Genomic DNA, 21,425 nt, shown 5'->3' on the forward strand with positions numbered 1-21,425 from the left:
GATAAAAGGAGGACTCAGAAGATGCGCTCAATCATGAAAACAGCCATCCTCAGCCTCATCGCCATTTTCGTTATCGTTCCAACAGCTTCGGCAGATAATTCAGTCTCACGAATTGACGGTGGGAGCCGGTATGCTGTAGCGGCAAACGTAGCGAAAAAAGGATGGGGAACTGCAAGTACAGTCGTTTTAGTAGGAAAAACTGCGTATGCAGATGCAACGGCAGGGATTCCACTCGCACATCAAAAAAATGGACCAGTTCTTTACACAAACAGTACAAGTCTTTCGGGCGATACGAAAAAAGCTTTAACGGCATTAAAGACAAAGACGGTCATTGTCTTAGGCAGCACATCAAGTGTGTCAAACAACGTGGTCAACCAAGTAAAGAAAATGGGCATTTCCACACAACGTATTTCTGGGAAAAACCGATATGAACTATCTGCGAATATCGCGAAAAAAATGAAAACGCCAGCAGGTGTCGTTGTCGTTGAAGGTTCCTTCTATGCGCATGGGATTGCGATTGCACCTGTAGCGGCACAAAAAGGATTCCCAATTCTATACACAGATAAAAAGGGACTTCGTTCTGAAATCGCTTCTGTTGCAAAAGCAAGCAATGTCAAACAAACCATTGTAGTAGGCGGAGAGAATTACGTCACAAAAGCAGCTTACAATCAGTTGAAATCTCCAACGCGCATCAAAGGCTCTACTCGTTATGATGTCGCTGCGAATATTGTGAAGAAATACAATATGAGTATAAATAACACGTATGTATCAAGAGGATTTGGCTATGCCACTTCATCATCTGCGGCAGGAATTGCGGCGAAGCAAAACAAAGCATTGCTTCTAACGAATGAAAAGACGGTACCAAAAGTAACAAGAGCGACGATTAGCAGTAAAAAAATCACCAAATTTACTGTCGTAGGCAGTACAAATACGGTGACACCAACTGTCGTGAATCAATTGAAAAACCCTGTCATCGGGAAAAAAGTATTCATTGACCCAGGTCATGGCGCTCATGATTCAGGAGCTGTAGGCTACGGATTATATGAAAAGAACTTGAATTTAGATGTAGCAAAGCGTTTAAATACGAAATTAAACAACGCTGGTGCACTTGTTACCATGTCAAGAACATCAGACACATTTGATAGTCTTCAAACACGAGTGAGCAAAGGCGCGAATGCAACAGCAGATATCTTCATTAGTGTCCATGCCAACTCAAATGATAACAGCAGTGCAAACGGAACAGAAACGTATTATGACAAAACATATGCGGCTGCAAACAGCCTGAAGCTGGCGCAAAACATCCAGCCTAAAATGGTCAGTGCTCTAGGCACAAGAGACCGTGGTGTGAAAACAGCTGGCTTCTATGTCATTAAGTACTCTAAGATGCCAAGTGTTCTCTTAGAAACTGGTTTCGTTTCCAGTCCAGTTGATTCAAATATTTTGAAATCTGCCACGTATAAAGATCGATTAGCATCGGGTATTTCAAGCGGCGTGTCAGGCTATTTTAGATAAGAACACATACTACATGAGGGGTGCCTAAGAAACTCCTCTAGGCTGCTCGAGAACGTCTCTCGGCAGCCTTTTTTCAAAAGTCCATGAAGTGCTTCCAGGGTGAAGGGTTCAAACCAAGGAGGTTGACTTCATGCGTTTTTCTATCAAATGTCTTGTACTTATTGGTATTTCACTATGTTTGTATGCACCATCTGTATTTGCGCAGCACACAGTATCGAGGATTGAAGGAAATAATCGGTATGAGGTGGCAGTGAATGCCGCGAAAAGGGGCTGGCCTGAAGCATCTATTGTTGTTCTAGTGGGCGGTGATGCTTATGCAGATGCCCTGAGTGCTGTGCCTTATGCCTTTGAGCAAGGTGCACCTGTCCTATTAACGAATACTGGCAGTCTTTCAGGTGCAACAAAGTCAGGTCTACAGCAGTTGAAAACGAAACGGGATGTCTAGAACATCTGATACATTCGATTCCTTGCAAACACGTGTAAGCAAAGGGGCAAAGGCCAGTGCTGATGTGTTCATCAGTATCCACGCCAATGCAAATGATCACAGCGGTGCGAATGGAACAGAGACGTATTATGATGCGACGTATGCTGCAGTCAATAGTTTAAAGCTGGCACAAAAGGTTCAGCCTCGGATGGTTAGTGCCCTTGGTACAAGAGATCGTGGTGTGAAAACAGCGGGGTTCTACGTTATCAAGTATTCCAAAATGCCAAGCATATTGCTAGAAACAGGCTTTGTGACAAGTCCAATTGATGCAAATATCTTAAAATCAACCACTGTAAAGGATCGGCTAGCTTCTGGTATCACTACTGGTGTATCTAATTACTTTGAATCAAAATAAACCGAATGAATGACATGTCAAGTTAAAAATACATTTCATTTCGGGTGATCTTTGTTATAATTGAAACATAGAGGGTGGATTTTTTACGTATTTACCTTCAGACGACAGCAAATCGACAAATCATGAAGAGGTGACAATATTGAAAAAATTAATCACAATGCCGTTTTTAGTATTGCTTCTAGGTGTAGTGCTCACAGCATGCGGCACAACAAATCAATCAAACGACAACAATACCGATAACAGCAACAAAAAAGAAACAACTGAAGCGACTGATCAAAACAAAGAAAATGCATCAGACGAAAAAACGGAAGATAAGTCTGCAAGTGAAAAAGCAGATGATCAAAGCAAAGAAACAGCTGCTAAAACAGAAGACCAAGCAGGTCAATCAGATGAAGATGCAAAAGAAAGCTCAAGTAAAGAAATCACAAAAGAAGAACCTGCAAAGGATCAATCAAAAGCTGAGTCTAAAACAAAGAAAGAATCAACAACGAATAAGAAAAATGAAGTCACCAAAGAAGGCACATATGTCGGTTTGGCTGATGGACATACAATTGCTGTCAACATTGATGGAAAAGAAGTAGCTATTCAATTCGGAAATACATTTTCTAAACAAGTAAACAGCTTAAAAGAAGAATCAAAAGTGAAAGTAACCTATACAAAAGATGCGAACGGAACACTCAGACTTAAAACAATCGAATCCGTAAAGGCAAAATAAAGAAAAGACCCGTAGACCCGCAGATTTGCGGGTCTTTTTTACGTTTAAAAGGGCATAACTTGATATAAGTGCACATTCTTAACACACTTTTACAAGACTTAACAGCCCATTTACATTTGCTTAATGTTGCTCTGCTAAACTGACTTTCATAGAACATCTCTTTACACAACAACTACTTTGAATGGTGAGGTGCAGGTCAGTGAGCGCAGAGAAAGCGATGAATCTTTATAGAGAATATGAAGTGAGACGAAATCACTCTTTTGCCTTAACAGAACATATGGTTCGTTATTTATTTGCAAAACGTTTCATAGATTTAGTGTTCTCGTTCATCGGATTGATTTTGAGTACGCCAATCATTTTGCTGTTTGCCCTTTTGATTAAGTTAGAAACACCGGGGCCAGCCTTTTATATGCAGGAAAGGGTCGGGAAAGACGGTGTTTACTTTCAATTATGGAAGCTCAGATCGATGAGAACCGATGCAGAGAGCGGAGGAGCGAAATGGGCACAAAAAAACGACCCGCGTATCACCAAAGTGGGGGCATTCATCCGTAAAACAAGAATTGATGAACTACCACAATTTATCAACGTGTTAAAAGGAGAAATGAGTATCGTAGGTCCGCGGCCGGAAAGACCGATGTTTACCGCAGAATTTAATCGCACGATTCCAGGCTTTACAAAAAGGCTGACGGTGAAGCCGGGGCTGACAGGTCTTGCTCAAGTAAATGGAGGATATGAAATGAGTCCAAGTGAAAAGTTATCACACGACTTACAGTATATTCAAAACTTGACATTTTCTCTCGACACGCAGATTATGGTAAAAACGTTAAAAGTCATTATGACTGGTGACGGAGCCAGATAAGTAAAGTAGGGAAGAGAAATGGCAAGTATGAAAAATCGCATGCTAGGCGGGGCAAAATGGACAAGCTTGTCCGCATTAATCATTACCATCATCCAAATTGCACAGTTCGCCTTTTTAGGGAACGTGATGTCACTTAAAGAGTTTGGGCTCGTTGGCATGATCACAACTGTCACAATATTTACGCAGATTTTACTTGATCTAGGCATCGGTGCAGCGATCATTCAAAAGGAACAAACGACGGAACGTCAATTATCTACATTATATTGGATCAACTTGCTCACCGGTCTTATCTTGTTTTGTTTACTTATCCTTGCAAGCCCAATGATTGCCGCCTTTTATGCCCGGCCAGAGCTAGAGGGTCTGCTCAAACTATTATCGATCATGTTTCTCATTGCGCCAATTGGCCAGCAATACCAATATATGATGCAAAAAGACTTAGCTTTTAAAACATTAAGTACCATTGAAGCCATTGCGACCATCATATCGCTGCTCGTTTTACTCGCTTTCGCTTTTTTCATCAATCCGATTGTTGCCTATGTCATCTCTCAAGTGCTGCTGCAATCTGGAAAAGGTCTATTGTATGCAGCAGCTTATTGGAAGAAGTGGCGTCCAGCACCAGTCTTTGCATTAGGGGAAGTGAAAGAATTTTTCTCATTCGGCGCCTTCCAGCTGGCATCCAGGCTGGTCAATCGAGCAGGATCGAACATTGACATGATCTTAATCGGCCGGTTTCTTGGAGCAGAGGCGTTAGGTATTTACAGCTTGGCTTATCAAATTGTGACGATCCCCGTGCTGAAAATTAATCCGATTGTGACGAGAGTGGCTTTCCCTGTTTTCGCAAAAAGTCAGCGTGATCACTCCATGCTGCGCGAGGGCTTCCTAAGTATGACGAATATGCTCGCCTTGATTAGTTTTCCGTTATTAATCGGCCTTGCTGCCGTATCAGATAGCTTTATAGAAGTTGTGTTTGGAGAGAAATGGCTAGTGGCAGTTCCAGTTCTCAATATTTTGTGCATAGTTGGACTACTGCGTGTGCTCATGAACCCAAACGGTTCAATACTCCTTGCAAAGGGGAGAGCGGACTTAGCCTTTTATTGGGATACGGGGATGCTCATCGTATATGGATGTGCGTTATATGCAGGAGTCAGCACAGGTAGTCTGTTGACGGTGGCTTGGATTTACTCAGGTGTCAGCCTGCTGAATTTCATTGTTGGCAGATGGCTCATGGTCTATGTCATTCAGCTTGATATGAAGGTGTATTTAAGATCACTCGGAAAGCCTGCGGTTATGACGCTATTGATGGCCGCCTGTGCGGTCGCTTTCCATCAAGGGATGAAGCTGACGTCAGCAGATATTTCGCTTCAATTACTACTGACTGTTTGTTTAAGTGCTGCTTTGTATGGCCTGCTGCTCGTTAAAATGTATCCACAGATTGCAGGTAAATTATTGAGAAGAGGTCGTTCATCATGAAGGTGCTATGGCTGACAAGTGTATATCCTAGTGAAAAACATCCGAGTGAGGGTGTCTTTCACGAAACACAAGTGCAGGAGCTGATCAAACAAGGAATTGAAGTGACTGTCATTTGTCCCAATCCAGTGAATCCGCCCATCTTGCGGATGCTCAAGACATCCTATCGGCAGAAACGAGATATTCCCGAACAGGAAGTGCGGTGTGGAGTGACAGTTTACAGGCCGCCCTATACAGCGTTACCTGGGCAGCTGAAATGGGCACAGCCGAGTAAACGAATAGCGGCTTCTGTTCTGCGCGCAATGAAGCATCATCAGCTGTCACCAGATTTTATCCATGCGCACTTTGCCATGCCGTCTGGCGGAGCGGCGGCTGTGATCCAAAAAGAAGTGCATATCCCTTATCTTTTGACCTTACACGGTAGTGATGTGAACGTGTATCCGAGCTATAGCAAAGGGGCTTTCACAGCCTTTGAAACAGCGGTGAAACAGGCATCTGCTGTGCTGACAGTGAGTGAGGAGCTGGCTAAAAAGACAAATGACATGACAAAGGTGGAAGCGCAATTTCTCCCGCTCGGTATTCCGCTCAAGTCATTTTCTAAAACGGATAGAGAGCAAGAAGACATCAGAAAGCAGTTAGGTTTACCGCTTCACGAAAAGCTTGTTGTCTTCGTAGGTCGCTTAGTGAAAGAGAAAGGCTTACTTGAATTAGCTGATGCTGTCAGTGGGATGGATGGGGTGAAAGGGATCTTTGTCGGAAAGGGTCCCCTGGCAAAGGAGCTGACCGAACGGGCTGGGGAATCAATTTTACTCCCAGGGCAGGTGCCAAATGATCAGGTGAAAGACTACTTAATGGCAGCTGATCTGTTTGCACTTCCTTCCTATAGTGAAGGAATGCCGACCGTCGTTCTTGAGGCGCTCGCTTTAAAAGTACCTGTCATTGCGACACGAGCTGGTGGTCTTCCATCATTATTTTCTACCTATCAACACCTGCTCGTTGAACCACGTTCAACGAGTCAGCTAAAAGAGGCCATTCACGCCTACCTATATGAAAACAAATGGAATGAGAAAGTGAAGAACGATCTTCATGAAATTGTTCATACAGAATATTCATCAACCAATAATGCGAAGTATCTCATTCAGCAATATGAAAAGGTGCTCAATCAATCAATCAATCAACATCCATCGTTTAAACAGGATGAAATGTGCAAAGAATGATAGATAGATAAACATCTTGAAACGGACAATATGCTTTTACTGAGAGGATGAAACATGTTGAAGAAAATTGCTGTGATTGGAACAGGATATGTCGGTTTAGTATCGGGTACTTGTTTTGCTGATATCGGAAATCGCGTCATCTGCTGTGACATCGATGAATCAAAAATCAACAGCTTAAAAAGTGGTGTCGTTCCCATTTATGAACCGGGTTTAAAGGAATTGATTGAAAAAAATACAGAAGAAGGAAGACTGTGTTTTACAACCAATATTCCTGCCGCGATCCGGGAATCAGAGATTATCTATATTGCCGTAGGGACACCGATGACACCTCAGGGGGAAGCAGATTTAACTTTCGTGAAAGCCGTCGCTCAAACGATCGGTGAACACCTGAATGGCTATAAAGTCATCGTCAATAAAAGCACCGTACCAGTTGGAACTGGCCGCCTTGTTCACGCCATTGTCGAAAAGGCGTCACGCAGTAAATATCCTTTTGACGTCGTATCCAATCCAGAGTTCCTTCGAGAAGGCTCTGCGATTCAAGACACGATGAATATGGAGCGAGCGGTGATTGGCTCAACAAGCACCCATGCATCGACCATCATCAAAAAATTGCATGATCCGTTTCAAACAGAGGTTGTAGAGACCAACTTAGAAAGTGCAGAAATGATTAAGTATGCTGCAAATGCCATGCTCGCCACAAAAATCTCATTCATTAATGACATTGCGAATATTTGCGAGCGGGTTGGCGCTGACGTCGAAAAAGTCAGTGAAGGAGTAGGATTAGACAGCCGAATTGGGCATAAATTTTTAAAAGCAGGCATTGGATTTGGGGGATCGTGTTTCCCAAAAGATACGATGGCTTTACTCAAAATTGCCGAAACAGCTGGCTATCGATTTAAGCTGATCGAATCTGTGATTGAAACGAACAACAACCAAAGAGCCCACCTTGTCAGTAAGCTCATGAGTGTATTCGGTGATATTAAAGGAAAAACCATTTCTGTCTTAGGTCTCGCATTTAAACCGAACACAAATGATATGCGTTCTGCACCGGCTTTAGATATTATCCCGATGCTCAGAGAACTTGGTGCTTTTGTGAAAGCCTATGATCCGATTGCTTCTGTGGAAGCAGAAAGAGAGCTTGGCCCACAGGCAGTCTTCAGCAACGATCTCTATGAAACAGTGAAAGATACAGATGCTTGTCTCATCCTAACAGAATGGGATGACGTGCAGAAGATGGATAAGGAACAGATCAAGCAGCTGCTTCGTTCACCAATTTTAATTGATGGAAGGAATTTGTTTGATCCAGCAGAAATGAAAGAGAGAGGATTTATTTACCAGTCTATCGGCCGCCCAGGCGTATGGGAAACAGAATTGGTATCGAAGGCACAATAATAGGGGGAGCTTGGATGAAGAAAGTATTGGTTACTGGGGGAAGCGGATTTATTGGGTCACATACGGTAGAGGCTTTATTAGAAAAAGGCTATGAGCCCATCGTTCTTGATAACTTTTCAACTGGATCTCGGGAAAATATTGCACATCTTTCCGTTCAATGCATTGAGGCAGATGTCACAAAGATAGAAACGGTTGATTTGATCAAACAAATGGCACCGGATTATATCATTCACCTTGCAGCACAAGTGAGTGTAGCCGTTTCGGTTCAAAATTTCGTTTATGACGAAGAGGTCAATATTAAAGGATCGCTTCACGTCATGAAAGCAGCGGCTGAAGCTGGGGTGAAAAAAGTGGTGTTTGCCTCTTCAGCTGCTGTCTATGGAGACCCGGTTTATCTGCCAGTGGACACCGCTCACCGGCTACAGCCTGGTTCACCTTATGGCTTAGCGAAGCTCACAGTAGAGCGATACTTAGAATTGTCAAAATCACTCTATGATGTGGACTATTGTATTCTGCGATACAGCAATGTATATGGTCCGCGCCAAGATGCACTTGGCGAAGGCGGGGTTGTCTCTATTTTCTCTGATAAGCTTGCAAAGAATGAAGCGCCTTTTATCTTTGGAGACGGGGAGCAAACCAGAGATTTTATCTATGTAGGGGATCTAGCAGCAGCGAATGTCGCGGCTTTAACAGCCCAATCAAACGTTTGTTTAAATATCTCGTGTGGTGATTCCATCACTGTGAATGAGCTATTTCAAACGATGAAGCGAGTGACGAGATCACATCTTGAACCGATTTATAAGCCGCAGCGTGCAGGAGATATCGTGCATAGTACATTGGCGAATGAGGAAACGAAACAAGTCTTAGCATGGGAGCCTGTCGTGACTTTACAGGAAGGTTTGGCTCGTACCATTTCCTACTATCAACAGGAAGTAAAGGCTTAATCCCTCAAATCGGATGGATGGCTTAGGAGGAAAATGGGTATGAGTGTGAAACAAACAGCATGGCAAATCATGATCGGATGTATTTTGTTTGCAGCAGGGATAGGGCTTGTACAAATGGCATCCGCGCAGCCCGTTGGGTTAAAGAAGATGGTGGCAATCCCGGTTCTGCTTGTGGTACTCACTGCAGCTCTCGTGTTGATGAAGCTATACATGAATGGTGAGCAAGTATTCATGGCAGCCATCTACCTTTTCATTGCATTGACCTTTCTCAATAACGCTTTCTTTTCTATTAGTGTCGGGTTCTTTAGTCTTTTCCTCTACCGTATCATGCTCATTGCCGTCTTTGCTTTATTGATATGGCGGATGAGAGATAAGGGGACGTACATATTGCAGTGGCAGCAGATTCGTGTAAAAGGCATTCTCGGCTTTTTTGCTGCATGGTTTCTTTATGGGCTCATCTCACTGCTTTGGGCTCATTCGGTTACAGACGGTCTGAAATATATGTCTCTGCTTGCGATGGGAATCGGGTTTGTCTTTCTTGTGGTCATGTACATTCAGCGAATGGATCAGATAGTGACCTTTTATAGTATTTGGCTTGTCATGACCGGATTTGTGATGGGGATCGGGTTCTATAATCACTTTACTTTGAACCATTTACCAAACACATCATTGTATCTTGGGCCAGCGTATAAACAGCACTATCCTACCTCTGTCTTTTTTAATCAAAATGACTTTGCGACGTTTTTATCTATTAGCTTTTTCTTATATGTGGCGTGCATGCGTCAAATGAAAAATGGTTATATCAAAGCGTTTGGATTACTAGGCGCAATCTCAGCTCTGTATCTCATTTTGTTAACAGAATCCCGCGCCAGCTTGCTTGGCATATTTGCGGGAGTGGCTATTTATGTGTGGCTGCTGATGCCGCGTTTTCTAAAAAAGTGGTCACTTATCGCTGCAGGTGGACTTGGTGTCATCTGTATCGTCATCTTTTCAGCCAAGATCTTTTCGGTCTTTTATGACTTGTTTCTCGCTTCTCAGGTCACGCATTCTTTTAGTGAACCACTCCCGTCCAACATCGCTAGGGCGAATTTGATCAAAAATGCATGGCATTTCTTTACGAATTCATACGGCTTCGGGGTCGGAGCAGGTAATGTGTCTTACTACTTAGCCCACTTTTCAATCTTTGATACAGACCAAGTCGTTGAAGTGCACAATTGGCTGCTAGAGGTGATGACGAATTTTGGCTTTGCGGTCATGCTAGGTTACATCTCAGTGTACGCTTATCTCATGTTCACACTGTACAAACAATACCAATGGGCTGACACAAGATCAGCAAAAATGATCATTGAAGGTCTGTTTGCTGCAATGCTGAGCTTTCTCGTCTCAAGTATCAGTCCTAGTTCCGTCTCGAATTTATATTTCCACTGGGTATTTTTGGGGCTGGTGATCGCAGCGGTTAATATCTTGAAAAACAAGCAACGTTTCAAGCCTTGGTAAATCGTGTGTGGTGCTGAGCTTGTATGGCTACACTAGTGAAAAAGCAAATACGTCAATGTTGGGAGAATGAACATGTCTGGTTTCATGTTAAGAATAGGGAAGAGAATCAAAAAGTATATCGTGTGGCTCGTGCTGCTGCCTGTCGTATTAGGCGCTTTTGGTTTCTTTTTTGCCAAAGCATCAATAGAACAGTCCAGTTACACAGCCGCTGTTACCCTCACGCTTGGTAAATATGATGACGGGGTGTATAACAATATGGCAGAAGTGACATCTCTATTAAAAAGCGATGCATTTCTAAATGAAGCACTCAGTGATGTAAAGGAAGAAGAAAGGCAGGATGTGAAAAACCGCCTGATCCTTACCAACCAATCTGATACACAATTACAGCTGTCATTCACAGATGCCAATAAGGCTCGAGCTTTGGCTGTAGTGAAGCAGGTGTCAGATACATTTCTAAAGCAAGACAAAGCACTATTTACAAAAAGGCAGCAGGTCATTGAAAGCAGGTTATCCGCTCTTGAAGACGAATCTGTCAGCAATGATTCCAAAGTGGATAAAGAACGATTCTTATATGAATTGGAGTCTACAAAGCTCGGAATGAAGCAGGCAAAGATTGTAGACCCGGCCCAAGTACTTGATGAAGGCAATAAAGGCATGTCGGCGAAAAAACGGGCACTGCTCGGACTTGTCATTGGCTTTAGCATCTCGCTCATGTTTGTGGTGTTACCTGAAGTGTTCAAAGAATCTTAATGATGAACTGGAGATGAGTCTTAGGTGAACAATCAACCGTTAGTATCAATCATTACACCGGCGTATAATGCGGAACGTTATTTAACGGATACAGTTCATTCCGTCCTTGCCCAAACCTATTCCAATTGGGAGCTGATCATTGCAGATGATTGTTCAACAGACGGGACAAGGAAGCGATTAGGGGAATTAAGTCAGGCGGACGACAGAATCAACGTCATTTATTTAGAGAAAAACGGGGGAGCCGCCATTGCGAGAAACACGGCCATCAAACAGGCAAAGGGGCGTTTTATCGCTTTTTTAGACAGCGATGATAAGTGGAAAGAGACAAAGCTCGAAAAGCAGGTAGACTTTATGCTGGCGAATGATTATGCCTTTACATTCACGGCGTATGACATCATTGCAGAAAATGGAGAACCGTTACAAAAAACAGTCACTGCACCAGCTAGATTGAACTACAATGAAGCCTTGAAAAATACCATTATCGGCTGTTTGACGGTCATGATCGATCTTCAGCAGGTGGGACATGTAGAAATGCCGAACATCCGTACAAGACAGGATTTAGCCACGTGGCTGTCTATTTTAAAAAGAGGATTTACAGCCTATGGCATGAGTGAGCCGCTCAGTGAATATCGCATCGTTGGAAACTCTATCTCGAGTAACAAGTGGAAAGCGGCGAAAAAAACGTGGTTTGTCTACAGAGAAATTGAGCAGCTTCATTTTGTCAAAGCGTCTTGGTGTTTTATGCACTATGCGACAAATGCTGTAAAGAAGCGCTTATAAACAGAAGGGAAAAAAGGTGATAAAGGTGAAAGCAGACTCGATCATACATGTTATCGTAGCGACGGGAGAATGGGGACAGGATGGCCTGAGGTACAGACGACATCGCTTGGCGGAATTTCTAGCATCTGATCCAGAAACGAAAGAAGTCATCTGGGTATGCCCGTCTGCAACACGTCATACAGCTCCCTTTCAGCCCATAACGGATCGAATGAAGCAATTGATCATTCCTGATGTACTCAAGAGCAAATTATTTCGCTTTGGAAGATATCAAGATATGTTCTATATTCATAAATTGTCCCCTCTTCTTGAGCATTTGCGGCAGGAGGAAAAGAAGGGGATAGCCGTTTGCTTATGGTATACGTTTCCTGGCTTTCCGCTCTTATCTTCTTTATTTGAATGGAAACATATTGTGTATGATTGCAGTGACCTGTGGGGAGAGCCGATAAGCGGAAAAAACAACATACTCTCATATATGAGGCAGCGTGTCATTGTAAAAGCAGAAAACCGAATCATTAAATACGCACACAGCATTACATGCTCTTCTCAATACTTACATGATCAAATCAAAAAACGTCTCATGGGCGAACCGAAAGATGTGTTCACAGTGGAAAATGGCGTTGAGTACGATGTGTTTGCAAAAAGCAATCTTTCCTGTAAGGAGGATGTGCTGGAAGGAAGAGAAGGAACCGTTCTTGGCTTTATTGGAGGAATCAAGCCGAAGCTCGATTTTGACATGATTGCGCAAGCTGCTCACATGCAGCCAGATTGGACATTTTTATTTGTCGGTCCTGATGGAACAAATGGAGATCCATCTTTTCAGCATGCACTTAAACTGCCAAATGTCATTTGGACAGGGGCTGTTGCACCAGAAGAAGTGCCTGCTTATATGAAACTAATTGATGTAGGGATGATGCCATACAAACAGTCTCCTTATAATCAAGCCGTTTTCCCGCTCAAACTATATGAATTTTTAGCTGCAGGAATACCTGTTGTTGGTTTAAATCTTCCGTCAACGGAAAGGCTAAAAGAGAATGATGTGTATGAATATTTAGAGGGCGAAGATGCTGCGCTCTTCGTAGAAGCCTGCCTGAAAGTGATCAGCAAAAAAGATGACATGACCTATAGACATCTAAGACAAAGCCGGGCGAAGAAAAAAGATTGGCACGCGCTGTTCACAAACATGGTGGAATTAACGAATATTAAAGAAAACGCATAATTCATTCGGGATTGTGCGTTTTTATTTGTTTCTTCTTCACAGGGGGAGCTTGTGATCATTCTATATTCAATTGTATAATGGAAAGAGCGGCCAATATACAAAATACAGATTTCAATTTAGAAGGAGACTGACCTATGGATTACGAACGCGCCTTATTAGCGTTTTTTGTCTCTCTGGCTACAGTTTTAATTGTGACACCAATCGTCAAAAAGTTTGCAATTAGGATTGGTGCAGTGGACCAGCCGAATAAACGAAAAGTTCATGATAAAGTAATGCCTCGAATGGGTGGTTTGGCGATTTTTATTGGGGTAGCGGCTGGAGCATTAGCAGGTGGGCTGTTTCTACATAATAAAATTACAGCAATTTCAGTTGGTGCCGTACTCATCGTCATTTTAGGTATATTTGATGATAAATATAATTTAAGTGCAAAATTTAAATTTCTCGTGCAAGTTCTCGTTGCTTGTTTGATTGTGAGCACGGGCCTTAAAATGGACTTTTTCTCTGTTCCTTTTTTAATAGATCGTATTGAATTAGGCTGGATGGCATATCCCCTAACCGTGTTATGGATTGTCGGAATCACAAATGCCATCAATTTAATTGACGGCCTTGATGGACTCGCTGCTGGTATTTCGGTCATCGGTTTATCAACAATTGCAGTGATGGCATTTTCTGCTGATAAGATTCTCATTCTTTCTTTATCACTTGTCGTCATTGGCAGTACAATCGGCTTTCTATTTTACAACTTCCATCCGGCAAAGATTTTTATGGGTGATACCGGCTCGTTGTTTTTAGGTTATATGATTTCGGTGCTGTCACTTTTAGGGTTATACAAAAGTGTCACTTTGTTTAGTGTCGTTGTCCCGGTGATCATCTTAGGTGTCCCTATTTTTGATACGACCTTTGCGATCATTAGACGAATATTAAATAAACAGCCAATTTCAGCGCCTGACAAATCGCATATTCATCATAGACTGATGGCTTATGGTTTATCGCATCGAATGGCTGTCATCGTCATTTACATGATTGGTTTAGTCTTTAGCTTAAGTGCAATATTGCTGACAAGTGCAACCATTTGGTTATCACTGATCATTATTTTTTTATTGGTCATGTTTATGCAAGTCATTGCGGAAGTCACTGGTTTAGTGAACGAAGAGTTCAAACCATTTACGAAATTCTATAAACGCATGGTCAAAAGAAATTAAAAAACAGCCCGTTCCTAGGAATCGGGCTGTTTTTTTATTGTCCTGATGAATTTGTTTGAGGGGTATCTGACGTCCCTGTCCCTGTTTCACCAGAGGATGGATTGGTTTGTGAATCTGTTTCGGTTGAAGGCTCAGAAGGAAGCTTTAAATGCGTCCTTAATTCATTCTGTACATTAGCTAAATTGGTTTGATCTGGCTCAAAGTAATACGTGCGATTTGGTCCTAGATAAAGGTCTGATCCTTTAATAGACAGCGTTTCTGTGTCGTCGCCCTTAAAGCCGCTGTAGATTTGCTGAAGAGCAAGTCCTTCTGTGATACGGAAATTGGTCGTAATGTGATCACTTACTTCTTTTGCGATATTATCCACGTTTGCAATATTATTTGGCTTCGCCATTTGATCAATCATGGCTCGTAAAATTTGTTTCTGACGATCGTTACGCCCGAAATCACCACGTGGATCTTGTTTTCTCATCCGAGCATAAGCAAGTGCTTCTTCCCCGTTTAAATGCATATTCCCTTTTTTGAAGTAAATCTTTTTGGATTTTTTGACGTCACTTTTTTCATTGAAGTCAAAAGGAACATCTATATCAATTCCACCCACTTCATCAATGACATCTTTGAAGCCGTCAAAATCCACTGTTGCATATTTGTCGATCGGAATATTCAAGAATTGTTCGACAGTTTCAATCGTTTCGTCTTTTCCACCTTTAGCAAATGCCGCATTAATCTTCTCTTTACTTTCGGTCGTGTCACTTGCAAGCTGTACCCGTGTGTCACGAGGAATACTTATCATTTTCATCGTTTTATCTTGAGGATTAATGGTTGCAACAATGAGTGAATCTGAACGGCCATGATCACCATTCGTAGCATAATCCTCAATTCCGACAAATAGAACGGAGAAAGGTTTCTTCTTAATATCAATGACAGCATCACGGAGCCTAGATTTCTCTCCGCGATCTAGTTCGTCATATGTTTTGTCAGCTGCCTGAAGTGTATTCACAATTTTATACACTGCAAATCCGCCCATGCAGATGAAGAGAAGCAAAAATAAGACCAGAATACGTTTGATAATCTTTTTCTTCTTACTCTTTTTCTTTCGTACACGCACTTTTACTCGTTGTGCCATTCATCTGTCTCCTTTATCGGACCAATGTCCTTTTCTAAATAAATAAGTTCGCCTTCTTTTGTAACACTCTTTCCATTTGTAAGCTCCGTCATCCATTCAATGAACTGCTTTGTTTGTGTTTCTTCTACATACGTCTCAAAAATAACATCTTCGGCATAATGGATTTCTTTTAGCTGAAAAGATGAGGCTCTAAGCTCATTCTCTACCTTTCCAAGCCATGTATAATCTATTGTTGTGTGCATCGTACGCATTAAACAGCGTTCTACTATACCAACATGATTAATTGCTTCTGATACAGATTTTCCGTAGGCACGAATCAATCCACCGGCACCTAATTTGATACCGCCGAAATAACGAGTGACCACAACGACTGTATCTTTAAGCTTCCGTTTTTTTAGCACTTCAAGCATTGGCACTCCTGCCGTTCCGCTTGGTTCACCATCATCATTTGCTTTTTGAATCATGTCATGTTCACCAATGAGATATGCTGAACAATTATGTGTGGCATTCCAATGTTGTTTTTTAATGGATTGTATAAATGCTTGTGCTTCTTCTTCAGAGACAGCACGCTGTATATGACAAATAAAACGCGATTTTTCAATGACGATCTCATGCTCGCCACGACTTTTTATTGTAAGATAGCGATTCAGCAAAAGACATACCCTCCTGACAAGCAAATTGTAAGGCTAGAGAAAATTTGTATTGGTTTTAGAATTTTACAGCGTATTTTGTTATGATGATAGGAGCGGAAAAAGGGTCGTCATAAAAACTTCAAGATTTATACGCATTCTTTCATTATAATTCGACATAAAATGCAGATCAATGACATTTATAATAAAAAAAGATGACATCACTGTTACGGGAGGGAAAAGCCATGACAACACCCAAAATGGATCCGAAATTATTGGATTCAATCATCATGAAAATGCTAAGTACAGTTGATGGCAGCAAGGACGAAGTATTTAGGATAGGCGAACAGTCCCGTCAACAATATGAGAGCCTAGTTGAAGAGCTTAAGCAAATCAAGCAGCAAGTAAACGAGGTAATTGATTTCGGGGATAAACTAGAAGTCCATACGAGACATGCTAGAAATCGCTTATCTGAGGTCAGCAGAAACTTCAATAAATTCAGCGAAGAAGAAATACGAGAGGCCTACGAAAAAGCACATAATCTGCAAGTAGAACTCACCATGATCCAGCAGCGTGAGAAGCAGTTGAGAGAGAGAAGAGACGATCTGGAAAGACGATTATTAAGCTTACAGGACGTCATTGAACGCTCTGAAACGCTTGTGAGTCAAATTACGGTTGTTCTGAACTATCTCAACCAGGATTTACGCCAAGTGGGCGTTTTACTCGAAGATGCTCAGGCAAAACAAGATTTTGGACTAAGAATTATTGAAGCTCAAGAAGAAGAACGCAAAAGGGTATCCCGGGAAATTCACGATGGTCCTGCTCAGATGCTGGCAAACGTGATGATGCGTTCTGAATTAATTGAACGGATTTTTAGAGACCGAGGTACAGAAGAAGGCTTTAAAGAAATTAGAAGTCTCAGACAGAATGTGCGAAATGCACTATACGAAGTGAGAAGAATCATTTATGATTTAAGACCGATGGCATTAGATGATTTGGGTCTCATTCCGACGCTAAGAAAATACTTAAACACAATTGAAGAGTATGATGGGAAAACCAAGATTACGTTCCAATGCCTAGGTGATACAGAAAACGAAAGAATTGCTTCACAATTTGAAGTGGCACTATTTAGACTAGCCCAAGAAGCTGTCACAAATTCCTTAAAACATTCTGAAGCTGAAGAAATCTCTGTAAAGGTAGAAGTAACGAAAGACTTTGTGACATTAATTATCAAAGACGATGGAAAAGGCTTTGATATGAAAGATGTTAAAACAAACAAAAACAAATCCTTCGGTTTACTTGGCATGAAAGAGCGCGTAGACTTACTAGAAGGTAAAATGACCATAGACTCAAAAATAGGTCTAGGGACATTCATCATGATTCGAGTGCCGTTAACATTGCAAAATAAAATTGTAAAATAGAGTCAAAAGACATATTGACCATAAAGTTCAGGTGTAGAACAATAAACATGGGGAGGCGTAGCTTGTGACTAAAGTAAATATTGTAATTATTGATGACCACCAATTATTCCGTGAAGGTGTCAAACGGATTTTAGATTTTGAACCTACTTTTGAAGTAGTTGCAGAAGGAGACGACGGTGACGAAGCTGCACGTATCGTAGAGCACTATCATCCGGATGTTGTCATTATGGACATTAATATGCCGAATGTAAATGGTGTAGAGGCTACAAAGCAGCTAGTAGAGCTTTATCCCGAATCAAAAGTCATTATTCTATCTATTCATGACGATGAAAACTATGTGACACATGCATTGAAAACAGGAGCGAGAGGTTACCTGTTAAAAGAAATGGATGCAGACACTCTCATTGAAGCAGTGAAAGTAGTAGCGGACGGAGGATCTTATTTACATCCGAAAGTCACTCATAACTTAGTAAATGAATTCCGACGTCTAGCAACTAGTGGCGTTTCAGCACATCCACAGCATGAGGTATATCCTGAAATTCGCAGACCACTTCATATCTTAACAAGACGTGAATGTGAAGTTCTTCAAATGTTAGCTGACGGAAAGAGCAACAGAGGAATTGGTGAATCGCTCTTTATTAGTGAGAAAACAGTCAAAAACCACGTAAGTAACATTTTGCAAAAAATGAATGTAAACGACCGTACACAAGCTGTTGTTGTAGCAATTAAAAACGGCTGGGTAGAAATGAGATAATGTTCCGGACAAGTACTCCTTTTTCGCCTGTTTTGGTTCTCTCACATTTTCAGTTTGAGAGAAATGATAGGCAGGATAAGGAGGCTTTTTCGGATATAACGGGCTTGCCTATTGATTAGGCAGGCTTTTTTGATTACTATTATAAATCTAATGAAAAACAAAGATCATTCTTTTAGAATAAAAAAGAGTAACGAATAAGGAAGGTATTTAAGAATGAAAATAGCCGTTGTAACAGACAGTACTGCTTATATACCACAAGAGCTACGTGATAAACATCAAATTCATATGATCCCCCTTAACGTCATCTTTGGCAGCGAATCGTACCGTGAAGAATTAGAGATGGATTGGAAGACGTATTATGAAGAAGTCAAAAAATATAAAGATCTTCCAACAACCTCTCAGCCTGCTTTTGGTGAACTAGTAGAATTATATGAAAAGCTAAGTGAAACATACGATGCTGTGATTAGTATTCACCTTTCAAGTGGAATTAGTGGAACATATAATAGTGCAGCCTCAGCGAACGATCTAGTTGACGGAATTGACATTTACCCGTTTGATTCAGAAACTAGCTGTATGGTGCAGGGGTTTTATGCATTAGAAGCTGCTGAAAAAATCCAAGGTGGTGCTTCTCCAGAAGAGATTTTAGCACATCTAAATTATCTAAAAGAAAGCGAACGAGCCTATTTTATGGTGGACGACTTAACTCATTTGCAAAGAGGGGGCAGATTAAACGGTGCCCAGGCTTTTATTGGAAGCCTCTTAAAGGTAAAGCCTATCCTTCATTTTGACAACAAGCTAATTGTCCCTTTTGAAAAGATTCGTACACGTAAAAAAGCCATTTCACGCATTTTTGAATTATTCGATGAAGATGCATCACGTGGTGTACCGATGAGAGCTGCAATCATTCATGGAAATAGAGAAGAAGAAGCAGAAGAATTGATTGCACATTTATCAGAAAAGTACCCTCATGTCGAATTTTATAAAAGCTACTTTGGTGCTGTGATTGGTACTCATCTAGGCGAAGGATCATTAGGTCTTGGCTGGATGATTAGATAGATCTCAAAAACCCCCTTTTCTCATGGAAAAGGGGGTTTATTTTTCAATTTTGACAGTTGGACGAAAGGTCTTGTCTTTGTACATAATAGGCAAACATCAGTTGAAAGGTGTTTGGAGAAATTGAACATGGAGAAAGCGATGGAACTAAGGCGACAAATGCAATCACGTCACCTACTTACCATTGAAACCCGATGCACGAAGCCTGATTTGGATTGGCTGGAGGAGAAAGGATTCGTAAATAGAACTTCTGCCATTGAGAGGAGAGCGAGCGGTTTTACATGCTGCCGATGTGGTGTATCAAACAAACGATACTTTGCTCTCTCACCGTGTGAAATATGCCAAAAAGAATGTGTGTACTGTAGATCATGCATCATGATGGGAAAAGTAACTGAATGTGGCTCTCTGTACGAATGGACGGGTCCACAAATGAAAGAAACATTTCAATCTGAATTAACATGGCAGGGAGAGCTGTCTAAAGGGCAAAAGAAAGCGTCAGAAAAAATGATAGAAGCGATAAAAAATAAATCTGATCTACTAGTTTGGGCTGTTTGCGGGGCAGGGAAAACGGAGGTGCTTTTTCACGGAATTGAATACGCGTTAAATAAAGGAATGAGTGTCTGTATTGCGACGCCTAGAACAGATGTTGTGCTTGAACTCGAGCCGCGAATTAGAAAAGTATTTCAAGGGCTGAATATAGCTGTGCTTTATGGTGGGAGCCCTCAAAGATTCCAAATAGCGCCGCTTATGATCGCCACAACCCATCAGCTCATGAGATACAAAAATGCTTTTGATGTTCTCATTGTAGATGAGGTCGATGCCTTTCCTTATTCAATCGATGAACGTCTTCAATTTGCTGTTTTAAAGGCCATGAGAAAAAAAGGGGTTAGGATTTACTTAAGTGCCACACCTTCTAAAAAAATGAAAAGAGATGTTTCTCGTGGGCAACTAGAAGCGATAAAAATCCCTCTGCGTTTCCACGGGCAACCTTTACCCGTTCCGTCATTTCAATGGATTGGACATTGGAAAAAGAAATTAAACAAGAATGAGCTGCCATCTACTGTAATGAACTGGCTAGAGAAACATATTAAAAGAAAGAGAAGGGTTTTGCTTTTTGTTCCTTCTATCTCCACGATGAAGAAGGTAACGAAGATTCTTCGAGAGCATCATGTAAATGTAGAGGGTGTATCTGCTGATGATCAAGAAAGGAAACAAAAGGTCCAACACTTCAGAGATTACGCATACGATGTACTGGTTACTACTACTATTCTCGAAAGAGGCGTAACCATTCAAAATGTTCAGGTGGGTGTACTAGGTGCTGAATCTACTATTTTTACAGAAAGTGCACTTGTTCAAATTTCTGGAAGGGTGGGCAGGCATCCTCAATATTCTAATGGAGATGTTTTCTTTTTTCATTTTGGTTTAACGAGAAGGATGAAACAAGCGAAGAAGCATATCGTAAACATGAATGATACAGCTGCACAGGAGTTTTCTGAAAAATAGTGTGGGTTTAACTAAATCATGGTACATTATATTCACAATACACAAATGGCAGGAGAGACAAAATATGCTACTCAATGCAAAAGAAATACTACTCAAGGAAATCCTCTACCAATATCTCAATCAATTAAACATGATTTGTCATTGTGAAAAGTGTATAGAAGATGTATTAGCGATTTCACTAAATCAAGTGAAGCCGCAATATATAACAGATATTGATAAAATATCCTACAGTAAATCCGAGATGGTGGATAAACAGAAGAATACTGCTATGCTGGTCATTCTGACAGAAGCTGCTTCAAAGGTCACAACATTTCCGAGATGCGAAAATTGTCAACCGCTTAATAAGGAGAACAGTTGATTTGCCCAATTTGTGAGGGGCATTTTGTGGCTGCTTTTACATGGAAATCATTACTTCTATCAAATGATGATATCTTCTGTATAGCATGTAAGGATCACCTAGTGAAGATTCATCACACTATTTGTCCAAAATGTGGAAGAGAACAGTCAAATAACCAATTGTGTCGGGACTGTTCACGATGGAATGAACGG

20 protein-coding genes and 1 pseudogene are annotated in these 21,425 nt (G+C 41.3%); 19 read left to right on the forward strand and 2 right to left on the reverse strand.

What is annotated here, in order from left to right:
- Positions 1-21 precede the first annotated feature (21 nt).
- The 14 genes and pseudogenes from BA70_RS04150 (at position 22) to BA70_RS04210 (ending at position 14,390) form a co-directional block, all read left to right on the forward strand.
- The gene (locus tag BA70_RS04150) at positions 22-1,512 is read left to right on the forward strand and encodes an N-acetylmuramoyl-L-alanine amidase (RefSeq protein ID WP_034318555.1); all 1,491 of its coding nucleotides are present in this window, start codon (positions 22-24) and stop codon (positions 1,510-1,512) included.
- 130 nt (positions 1,513-1,642) lie between these two features.
- Positions 1,643-1,957 (forward strand): cell wall-binding repeat-containing protein, encoded by a 315-nt coding sequence (locus BA70_RS20495; RefSeq protein ID WP_051691109.1) that lies wholly within the window; start codon positions 1,643-1,645, stop codon positions 1,955-1,957.
- Positions 1,950-2,351: pseudogene (locus tag BA70_RS20500) on the forward strand (N-acetylmuramoyl-L-alanine amidase family protein); the annotation flags it as partial. The gene BA70_RS20495 and the pseudogene BA70_RS20500, both read left to right, overlap by 8 nt.
- Before the next feature lie 139 nt (positions 2,352-2,490).
- Positions 2,491-3,066 carry a hypothetical protein gene (locus BA70_RS04160; protein ID WP_034318558.1) on the forward strand — a complete coding sequence of 192 codons (576 nt, stop codon included), beginning with the start codon at positions 2,491-2,493 and terminating at the stop codon, positions 3,064-3,066.
- A 199-nt stretch (positions 3,067-3,265) separates the two neighbouring features.
- Entirely contained in the window at positions 3,266-3,925 is a 660-nt protein-coding gene (locus BA70_RS04165; RefSeq protein ID WP_034318560.1) for a sugar transferase, read from the forward strand.
- Between the two features lie 18 nt (positions 3,926-3,943).
- Positions 3,944-5,395 (forward strand): teichuronic acid biosynthesis protein TuaB, encoded by a 1,452-nt coding sequence (gene tuaB / locus BA70_RS04170; protein ID WP_034318563.1) that lies wholly within the window; start codon positions 3,944-3,946, stop codon positions 5,393-5,395.
- Entirely contained in the window at positions 5,392-6,609 is a 1,218-nt protein-coding gene (gene tuaC / locus BA70_RS04175; protein WP_051691111.1) for a teichuronic acid biosynthesis protein TuaC, read from the forward strand. Before tuaB ends, tuaC begins: the two co-directional genes overlap by 4 nt.
- Positions 6,610-6,663: 54 nt before the next feature.
- Positions 6,664-8,001: a UDP-glucose 6-dehydrogenase TuaD gene (gene tuaD, locus BA70_RS04180; RefSeq protein ID WP_034318565.1), complete on the forward strand. Its 1,338-nt coding sequence runs from the start codon at positions 6,664-6,666 to the stop codon at positions 7,999-8,001.
- Between the two features lie 14 nt (positions 8,002-8,015).
- Positions 8,016-8,945 carry an NAD-dependent epimerase/dehydratase family protein gene (locus tag BA70_RS04185; protein ID WP_034318568.1) on the forward strand — a complete coding sequence of 310 codons (930 nt, stop codon included), beginning with the start codon at positions 8,016-8,018 and terminating at the stop codon, positions 8,943-8,945.
- A gap of 39 nt (positions 8,946-8,984) precedes the next feature.
- Entirely contained in the window at positions 8,985-10,442 is a 1,458-nt protein-coding gene (tuaE, locus tag BA70_RS04190; RefSeq protein WP_034318570.1) for a teichuronic acid biosynthesis protein TuaE, read from the forward strand.
- A 72-nt stretch (positions 10,443-10,514) separates the two neighbouring features.
- Positions 10,515-11,192 carry a teichuronic acid biosynthesis protein TuaF gene (gene tuaF / locus BA70_RS04195; RefSeq protein WP_034318573.1) on the forward strand — a complete coding sequence of 226 codons (678 nt, stop codon included), beginning with the start codon at positions 10,515-10,517 and terminating at the stop codon, positions 11,190-11,192.
- 24 nt (positions 11,193-11,216) lie between these two features.
- A complete protein-coding gene (gene tuaG, locus BA70_RS04200; protein WP_034318576.1) occupies positions 11,217-11,972 on the forward strand; it encodes a teichuronic acid biosynthesis protein TuaG in 756 nt (251 codons plus the stop codon).
- A gap of 19 nt (positions 11,973-11,991) precedes the next feature.
- On the forward strand, positions 11,992-13,188 hold the full coding sequence (tuaH, locus tag BA70_RS04205) for a teichuronic acid biosynthesis protein TuaH (RefSeq protein ID WP_034318736.1): 1,197 nt from the start codon (positions 11,992-11,994) through the stop codon (positions 13,186-13,188).
- A gap of 134 nt (positions 13,189-13,322) precedes the next feature.
- A complete protein-coding gene (locus BA70_RS04210; RefSeq protein WP_034318577.1) occupies positions 13,323-14,390 on the forward strand; it encodes a glycosyltransferase family 4 protein in 1,068 nt (355 codons plus the stop codon).
- Positions 14,391-14,424: 34 nt separating this feature from the next.
- Here the strand turns inward: BA70_RS04210 and BA70_RS04215 are convergent, their stop codons facing one another.
- Both BA70_RS04215 and BA70_RS04220 read right to left on the reverse strand, forming a co-directional pair.
- The gene (locus tag BA70_RS04215; RefSeq protein WP_034318579.1) at positions 14,425-15,516 is read right to left on the reverse strand and encodes an LCP family protein; all 1,092 of its coding nucleotides are present in this window, start codon (positions 15,514-15,516) and stop codon (positions 14,425-14,427) included.
- Positions 15,501-16,169, reverse strand: a complete 669-nt coding sequence (locus BA70_RS04220; protein ID WP_034318582.1) for a YigZ family protein — start codon at positions 16,167-16,169, stop codon at positions 15,501-15,503. Before BA70_RS04220 ends, BA70_RS04215 begins: the two co-directional genes overlap by 16 nt.
- Before the next feature lie 221 nt (positions 16,170-16,390).
- On the opposite strand from BA70_RS04220, the gene degS reads away from it, so the two are divergent.
- The 5 genes from degS (at position 16,391) to comFB (ending at position 21,234) form a co-directional block, all read left to right on the forward strand.
- Positions 16,391-17,566 (forward strand): two-component sensor histidine kinase DegS, encoded by a 1,176-nt coding sequence (gene degS, locus BA70_RS04225; RefSeq protein ID WP_024719243.1) that lies wholly within the window; start codon positions 16,391-16,393, stop codon positions 17,564-17,566.
- 64 nt (positions 17,567-17,630) lie between these two features.
- Positions 17,631-18,320, forward strand: coding sequence for a two-component system response regulator DegU (gene degU, locus BA70_RS04230; protein ID WP_008348273.1), 690 nt, complete (start codon positions 17,631-17,633; stop codon positions 18,318-18,320).
- Positions 18,321-18,533: 213 nt separating this feature from the next.
- Positions 18,534-19,376: a DegV family protein gene (locus BA70_RS04235; RefSeq protein ID WP_034318584.1), complete on the forward strand. Its 843-nt coding sequence runs from the start codon at positions 18,534-18,536 to the stop codon at positions 19,374-19,376.
- Between the two features lie 426 nt (positions 19,377-19,802).
- Positions 19,803-20,876 carry an ATP-dependent helicase ComFA gene (locus BA70_RS04240; RefSeq protein WP_338058929.1) on the forward strand — a complete coding sequence of 358 codons (1,074 nt, stop codon included), beginning with the start codon at positions 19,803-19,805 and terminating at the stop codon, positions 20,874-20,876.
- A 64-nt stretch (positions 20,877-20,940) separates the two neighbouring features.
- A complete protein-coding gene (gene comFB / locus BA70_RS04245) occupies positions 20,941-21,234 on the forward strand; it encodes a late competence protein ComFB (RefSeq protein ID WP_034318587.1) in 294 nt (97 codons plus the stop codon).
- The last annotated feature ends 191 nt before the right edge of the window (positions 21,235-21,425 follow it).

This window comes from Bacillus zhangzhouensis (assembly GCF_000715205.1).
In the GTDB taxonomy this organism is placed as follows: Bacteria; Bacillota; Bacilli; order Bacillales; family Bacillaceae; genus Bacillus; species Bacillus zhangzhouensis.

What these genes read in the sequence shown, in the direction of transcription:
- BA70_RS04185 (WP_034318568.1), top strand. Translation starts at nt 8,016, where the DNA reads ATGAAGAAAGTATTGGTTACTGGGGGAAGCGGATTTATTGGGTCACAT.
- BA70_RS20495 (WP_051691109.1), top strand. Translation starts at nt 1,643, where the DNA reads ATGCGTTTTTCTATCAAATGTCTTGTACTTATTGGTATTTCACTATGT.
- BA70_RS04235 (WP_034318584.1), top strand. Translation starts at nt 18,534, where the DNA reads ATGAAAATAGCCGTTGTAACAGACAGTACTGCTTATATACCACAAGAG.
- BA70_RS04210 (WP_034318577.1), top strand. Translation starts at nt 13,323, where the DNA reads ATGGATTACGAACGCGCCTTATTAGCGTTTTTTGTCTCTCTGGCTACA.
- BA70_RS04240 (WP_338058929.1), top strand. Translation starts at nt 19,803, where the DNA reads ATGAAAGAAACATTTCAATCTGAATTAACATGGCAGGGAGAGCTGTCT.
- tuaE (WP_034318570.1), top strand. Translation starts at nt 8,985, where the DNA reads ATGAGTGTGAAACAAACAGCATGGCAAATCATGATCGGATGTATTTTG.
- tuaB (WP_034318563.1), top strand. Translation starts at nt 3,944, where the DNA reads ATGGCAAGTATGAAAAATCGCATGCTAGGCGGGGCAAAATGGACAAGC.
- comFB (WP_034318587.1), top strand. Translation starts at nt 20,941, where the DNA reads ATGCTACTCAATGCAAAAGAAATACTACTCAAGGAAATCCTCTACCAA.
- tuaC (WP_051691111.1), top strand. Translation starts at nt 5,392, where the DNA reads ATGAAGGTGCTATGGCTGACAAGTGTATATCCTAGTGAAAAACATCCG.
- tuaF (WP_034318573.1), top strand. Translation starts at nt 10,515, where the DNA reads ATGTCTGGTTTCATGTTAAGAATAGGGAAGAGAATCAAAAAGTATATC.
- tuaD (WP_034318565.1), top strand. Translation starts at nt 6,664, where the DNA reads ATGTTGAAGAAAATTGCTGTGATTGGAACAGGATATGTCGGTTTAGTA.
- degS (WP_024719243.1), top strand. Translation starts at nt 16,391, where the DNA reads ATGACAACACCCAAAATGGATCCGAAATTATTGGATTCAATCATCATG.
- BA70_RS04215 (WP_034318579.1), bottom strand. Translation starts at nt 15,516, where the DNA reads ATGGCACAACGAGTAAAAGTGCGTGTACGAAAGAAAAAGAGTAAGAAG.
- BA70_RS04150 (WP_034318555.1), top strand. Translation starts at nt 22, where the DNA reads ATGCGCTCAATCATGAAAACAGCCATCCTCAGCCTCATCGCCATTTTC.